5 protein-coding genes are annotated in these 6650 nt (G+C 61.6%); 2 read left to right on the forward strand and 3 right to left on the reverse strand.

Translation table 11 applies throughout. The features are described 5' to 3' along the window. Positions 1-2 precede the first annotated feature (2 nt). The gene (locus tag C2L71_RS10755) at positions 3-2705 is read right to left on the reverse strand and encodes a molybdopterin-dependent oxidoreductase (protein ID WP_103265759.1); all 2703 of its coding nucleotides are present in this window, start codon (positions 2703-2705) and stop codon (positions 3-5) included. A gap of 298 nt (positions 2706-3003) precedes the next feature. Between C2L71_RS10755 and C2L71_RS10760 the strand changes: the two genes are divergently transcribed. Next, positions 3004-4083: a hypothetical protein gene (locus C2L71_RS10760; RefSeq protein ID WP_103265760.1), complete on the forward strand. Its 1080-nt coding sequence runs from the start codon at positions 3004-3006 to the stop codon at positions 4081-4083. Positions 4084-4103: 20 nt separating this feature from the next. On the opposite strand, the gene C2L71_RS12370 is transcribed toward C2L71_RS10760, so the two are convergent. Then, complete coding sequence (locus tag C2L71_RS12370; protein WP_420841326.1) at positions 4104-4334, reverse strand: 4Fe-4S binding protein; 231 nt, start codon at positions 4332-4334, stop codon at positions 4104-4106. Between the two features lie 92 nt (positions 4335-4426). Next, on the reverse strand, positions 4427-4882 hold the full coding sequence (locus C2L71_RS12375; RefSeq protein WP_239926643.1) for a flavodoxin family protein: 456 nt from the start codon (positions 4880-4882) through the stop codon (positions 4427-4429). A gap of 110 nt (positions 4883-4992) precedes the next feature. Between C2L71_RS12375 and C2L71_RS10770 the strand changes: the two genes are divergently transcribed. Continuing rightward, positions 4993-5667 (forward strand): DNA-3-methyladenine glycosylase family protein, encoded by a 675-nt coding sequence (locus C2L71_RS10770; protein WP_103265761.1) that lies wholly within the window; start codon positions 4993-4995, stop codon positions 5665-5667. The last annotated feature ends 983 nt before the right edge of the window (positions 5668-6650 follow it).

A 6650-nucleotide genomic window follows, 5' to 3' on the forward strand; every position in this document is an offset into this window, starting at 1 on the left:
GGCTAGTCCTCCTGATCCTCGGCTTGGCATGCGGGCATGACGAGGGGCCTCTCCCAGTCGACGGGCTTGGCGTCGACCTTGGCGATGGAGCAGACCTGCGTGTTATAGCCCGAGGTCCCGCATCCGGTGGCGATGGGCGCGCACAGGGTGTTGCCCGAGCCTCCGAGATCGAACCCTGTTTCAGGATCTATCTCCACCCAACCGCCGTGCGGCAGCGCCACCACGCCTTCGCAGATGCGGTTCGTGACGCACGCCTGCCTGACCACGGTGCCGTAGTCGTTGGAAGCCTGCACTGTGTCGCCCTCTTCGATGCCGAGGGCTGCCGCATCGCGCGCATTGATGTACAGGGGACGCTTCCATGCCTCGCGGAGCTGTGCGACATCGTCGAAGTGGGAATGCGAGGTGCGCGGATAATGAGGGTTGTACACTTGGAAGGGATACGCGCCTTTTGTCTTTGAGGCGACGTCGCTGAACGTGTCCCCGTATCCGCCGATTGGAGGCGTGTAAGTGGGCAGGGGAGGAACTTCGCTAAAGCCCATTCGCCGCGATACCTCGTTGACGCGCCGGCAGTAGAGTTCCATCTTACCGCTCTCGGAGTTCATGGGATGCCCTTCCGGGTCGTCGTGGAACTCGCGGTAGGCGATATGCCCGTACGGGTCTCCCTCTTTGCGGGGGACGGCGAATACGCCTTGCATTCTCATCTCGGAAAACGCAATGCGGCCCTCCTGCGGCTGCCCCTCCACGCCGAGCTCGTCGATATCCTGCTGGGTGAAGGAGATGAGCGGCTCGTAGCCGGAGCCGTCCTCGGTAGCCACCATCGCGCTCGACATCTGGAAGAACGACTGCTGCTCGTCGGAGTACGGGTACACGGTGTCCGGATCGAGGCCCCAGCGCGTGAGCAGCTCGCGTCCGATCCAGCTTGCGCGCTTTGTCTCCCATAGAGGTTCGCACACCTGGTTGCCAATAAAAGCCGATTCGCGTCCGGTGAACATGGCGAACTGCATAGGCGACTCCCATGGCGTGGCAAGGGGAAGCACGATGTCTGAGTACTGTGCATTCACGTTAAAATTGATAGCCTGCGTGACGACGAAATCGACGCTGCGGTAGGCTTCGATCGCCTGCATGAGGCCTTCGTGGCGGTGCATCATGTTGAGGGAATAATTGTATATGCAGTGAATGTCCAAGTCCCGTTCTTCGGCTTGCAAGAACTGCGCCATGCCGTTGTAGGTGTAGTGCTTGTTCAGTACCGCTGGCCAGATGATGGGGTCGTAGATGCAATCGTCTACAGGGTTGGGAATGTAGGGGAGCTTGCGCATGCCTGGGGTGATGAGGAAATCGCCGCCGTTGACGCCGGTGTCGCGTATGGAGCAGCCGGTCATATGCCCTGATTTGCCGAAGTGCCCGCCGAGTGCTGCCAGGGCCATGAATATCTGGGGCAGGCTGTCGGCGTTGTTTCCGCGCGCAGGTGCCCAGCTGGACAGTAAAGCCACCTTGTTGTCCTTGCCGAGAATGCGAGCGATGCGCTCGATATCTTCGGGCGCGATGCCGCAAATGTCCGCTGCCCATTCGGGAGATGCGGGAACGCCGCTGTAGGTGCCCAGCACATGATCCTTAAAATTCTGCTGAGGATCGCTGCCTTTGGGCATGCGGCCGGCGTCGAACCCGATGGTGCAGCGATCGACCACGTCCCAATCGATGAGCGGATTAGTTTCGGGATCGTCTTCCATAATCATGACGTAGGCGCATGCCAGCAAGAAGGCGGTGTCGGTTCCGGGTCTGATGGGTATCCATTCAGCCCCCAGCACCTCGGCGCTGTCCGTGTAGAACGGGTCGATGCTGATGAACGTACAGCCGGATTCCTTCATGGGCAGGTAGTTCGCCCAGAACGTCGTGCCGTCAGCGCTCCAAGCGGGGTTTACGCCCAGCATGATGGCGTACTCGCACGTGCGGGCGTCCATGCGGTCGTTCATGAAGTCTTTACCGCCGCTGTTCGATCCGGTGCCGTAGCCGAACATCTGCGGAACGCATTGGTACGAGCCGGCTGAAGCGGTGCCGTAATGGTACACCTGTCCACCAAAGGCGTTCAACACGTTGCCGAAATCGAGTCCCTTGATAAAGTATTCGGCGAAGTCGGGCAGCTCTTTCGCCTCCAAGAGACTTGCGTCTGTCGGATTGAAGCCGCTACCCAGGATGCTGCGATTCCCATAGGCCTCTTTGATGCGGGCGATCTCGTCGGCAACGTAGTCGAGCGCCTCGTCCCAGCCGATGCGCTCCCACTCGTCAACGCCGCGCATATCGCCGTGGGAATTCTCGCCACCACCCGGCTGCCAATGCTTGCGCTTCATGGGGTATTTGATGCGGTCGGCAGAGAAGACGTCCATTCGACGAGCACGTCCGCGCAGGCACGCGCGGTGCTGAGGGTAGTCCTGGTTGTCTTCGTGAGTATCATCCGTTTTCAGCCGGATGACGGCTCCGTCCTTCACAAGCGCTTTCAGTCCGCACTTGCCTCCGCAGTGTGCCCAGCAGACGACCGGCAGCCAAGTTTCATCTTGGGATGCGGTCCCGTTTTCCGCAGGCGCTTCGGCAAGGTCGTTCTCGCATCCTGCAAGGCCCGCGGCGCAGAGTGCTGATGTGGCAGCCGCGCTGAGCGCGATGAAGCTTCGGCGGTCGAGCGTGATGGCGGATGGTGTTCGCAGTTCGGTCATACAAGCCCCTCTCGTTTTTCGATGCCGCTGCACCGGTCGATCGCATACTAGACGCCGGGGGCGAGGTTGCCATCCTCCAAGTAGCTATTTCTAGCCTGCAGATATAGTCCTTTTCGACTAGTGTCGCGATCATGCGGCCCTGACGTGGCAGGCTCTCCTTTTCGTAATGGCGGCGCAACGGCCATGCAACGCTCTTGAACGCTGCCGCCTGAAAGAGGCGGACGAGGGGACAATGGGCGCACCGAGCAATTCTTGCCGCAGCGCAGTGCGTGCGGCTCGCGTCGAAAGGATCCGCCTTATGCCTGCTTCGATTCATCCTGCCGTACAGCTTCATATTGTGCTCGACGAGGAAAGCTACGAGGGGGGCGACAGCGTCGAGATGGCGCGCCGCTTCGCCGCCGTGGCGCCGACGGAGGTCGTGCGCGCCAGCAAGGGCTCGCAACGTTCGAATGTGCTGCGGTTCGATCTGAGCGACGATGCAGCCGTCGAGCGGGCCGGCGACGACTCGGTTTGGCGCGATGCGCTCACCGCCTGGCTGGACGAGGAGTTCGATGAAACGACGGCGCTCGTGGCGCGCGAGAACGATGCGAGACGCAATAACGGGCAGCAGACGGTGCCGTTTCAATGGGCCGAAGTGAAGTTCGGCATGGGCCCCGTCATCGCCATTCGCATGAAAGGCTCGGCGATTCCGGCAGAGGCGGCAGGCTATGTGGCGCGTGCCCGGACGCTGCTCGTGCAAGGGGCCTTCGGGGCCGATCCTGTCTCGTCCATTCGTATCCCGGCGTGCGCCGCCATTGAGGTGCAGCGTGCGGAGTCGGAGGCGGCGGATATCATCCGCGAGGCCGAAGACGATCCGCGCGAATCCGATGTCGTTCCAGCAAAAGGAGTCCCTGCTGAGGCGCTCAAGGACATCGGACGGGAAGAGCGTTCGTCGACTTCGGCGTCCGACATTATCGAGGCCGTGAACGAAGCCGCGGGCTTCAGCGACGACTCGCGCGGATGGGCGGCTGCCGATCCCGATGCTCAGAACGCCTGGGCTTCCTCTTCGGTACAGCGCGACGAGCCGACACGGGCCGATATAGAGGCGGCAGTCGCCGAGGCTGAAGCAGCCCTCCGACGGGGCGATGATCCCGCCGACGCCGGAAACGAGCCGATGATGCAGGTTGTTGAGGTGGATCTGGGGCAGGACGATGCTGCATCCACCGCCGAGCTTTCGCCGAGGGACGAGGCGCGCGATCTTGACGCGGCTGAGGAAGCGTGTGCGCTATCCGACGAGGATGTGCCCGACAGCTTGGACTACCGCGTGTGGAACATCGCATACGCCGACGGTACCTCGGTACGGTTCGATTCAGTTCTCGGCGAAGCGCTGCTCGACTGACGGGACGAGGCGCCGCAGGATCAGAGAAACAGCTCCGGCTTCCGAGGCTCCCGGCATGTGGTTTCAAGCATAGCGACGATCTTGTCGGTCAGCTCGCTCTCGAAGTGTTTGGCGTTCTCGGGGCAGCGCTTGACGCACGCGTTGCAGCGCAGGCATCCGGCTTGTACAAGCCTGGGATCTTCATGGTCGATGATGCCCATCGGGCACACGGTTGCGCATATCCCGCACGACGTGCAGTCGTCCGTAGTCAAAGGACGGATATCGGCGGGTTCGGGGCGCTTCTTGTAGGGGCGGTTGCCTGCGATGGCCGGCGCTTCTGCGGTGCCTGACGCTATAACGAGGGCTATGCTGCGTCCGAAGCTGCGCGCGGCTTCTGATCGGACGCATCGGGACGTCCCGCAGCCACGTGCGCGGTCATGGAGTGCTCGCCTATAAACGTCCCCGCCGCCACAATGCGGAAGCCCCGTTCTTCGAGCGCGTCGGCGGCTTCCTGCAGGGCATCGTCGTAATGGCGGTTGCCGTACATGCCTATGATGACGGCTTGCGCGCCGCCGCTCGACATCCGAGCAATTTCGCTGGTCACAAGCTCCGGCACGCGTCCCGCGTACACCGGGAACCCGAGCACGAGCACGTCGCCGGCGTCGCATGATACGCTGGCGGGGCGCTCGTTGGGCAGCGTGAGGCTCACGGTTGCAGTTTCCGCGGAGAGCGCGGTGGCCAGCTCGTTCGCCACATCTGATACGATGGTCTCAGTGGTATGCGTAGGGCTGAAATATACGGCGCGAACGATCGGCGGCATGGCGCTTCCTCTCTCATGGGACGACGTTGTCGATGATAGCGCTTTTCCCGGCGCCGCGATACGTCGAGCTTCCGCTATACTGACGGAATTGATGCGAAGATGGAGGCGAGATGGGGCGAGAGCTGCGCTATTTCGAGTATGGAGACGAGGAGACGTCATACTTGGCCGCTCGCGATCCTCGGATGGCTGAGGCCATCGAGGCGGTGGGGTTTATTCGCCGAGAGGTGCACCCGGATCTGTTCGCTGCGCTCGTCAATGCCATCATGGGGCAGCAGATATCCACGAAGGCGCAAGCCACCATCTGGAAGCGCATGACGGACTCGCTCGGCGACGTGACGCCCGAGTGCATCGATGCGCTTTCCAACGATGAGCTGCAGGCGTTCGGTCTATCGTTTCGCAAGGTGAGCTATATCAAGGGTGCAGCAAAGCGCGTGCTTGCAGGGGAGCTCGACCTGGATGCGATCGCCGCGCTGCCCGACGACGAGGTGCGCCGCGAGCTCTCGGGTTTGCCGGGAATCGGAGCATGGACGGCCGAGATGCTCATGACGTTCTCCCTGCAACGTCCCGACATCATGAGCTTTGGCGACTTGGCCATCCAGCGCGGCCTGCGCATGCTTCATCATCATCGGCGCATCACGCCCGAGCTGTTCGCGAAGTATCGCCGTCGCTACTCGCCCTACGGCACTGTGGCCAGCTTGTATCTGTGGGAGATTGCCGGCGGCGCGGTGTCGGGCCTGCGCGACTGGGCTCCGAAGACCAAGCCGAAGCAGGAGGGGCGTTCGTAAAAGCTCGGCTCGCAAAGACGCTTCTTTTTCAGGTGAAAACGAGCGGGCCATCGGCGAGGAAGCTCGATGGCCCGTATCTGGCATGGTGGCCGGTACAGGATTTGAACCTGTGACCTTGTCCTTGTAAGGGAGGCAAATACCCAGGTCAAAAGGCATTTTTAGAGTGATTTGCTTGTGTCATGGCTATAGGTGGCTATAGGTAAAACGAGGTAGTTTTAAGTGCATTGTGTCCTGATTGTGTCCTGGGGCACAACGCGATTCGCGGCGCTTCCCGGCGGTCAGACCGGGGCGCTCGGGCGGCGAGCACGCTCTCTTCATGGCTCCACATTGCGCTACAATGGGCGCGGTGCTTCGTCGCCCGCGGCGGCTTCGAGAGATCGGAGAAGCCTATGGACACACAAACGATCATTGCGGTATGCGCGCTTCTTACGGTGGTAATCGGAATCGTGAGTTTGGCCAGAAGGGAGTGACGAACGGCCTTGGAAAGAAAAGCAGCCGGGATATACTTTAGCGAGCATCCCGGCTTGCGATAACTGAACAAGTGCTGCCCGGGTGTGCGGGGCACCGTTCGTCATGAATTATACCACATCCGCATCGATGGTGCAGGGCATCCCAGCGCCCCGCTGCAACATTTCACGTGATTCCCAAGTTCAACAAAAGTCAACAGGCGCGCGCCGGAACCCAACGGCTTGGATGCGCGCGGCCGAGCCGTTTTCCGCTTCGGGCATCTTCCAGCCCCATGGGCGAGCGCGTAATCGCCCGGATACGCGCTGCAACGCCCCTCTCGCGCCCGCTGGCGCTTCGGACGCACTCGGGAGCCGTCCAAAAGCAAGATGGCGGCTCTAACGGGCTAAGGATCGCTCCATGGGAATATCCCCGTATTCGTCCCCGAACAGCTCGGCGCAAGCGGGACGCTCGAACATCTTGCACGACCTTGTGAGCGTGCAGCCGCAGCCGTAGGAGAAGCTGCCGCAGGACTGCGA

Origin of the sequence: Enteroscipio rubneri, assembly GCF_002899715.1 — a bacterium.
Lineage (GTDB): Bacteria > Actinomycetota > Coriobacteriia > Coriobacteriales > Eggerthellaceae > Enteroscipio > Enteroscipio rubneri.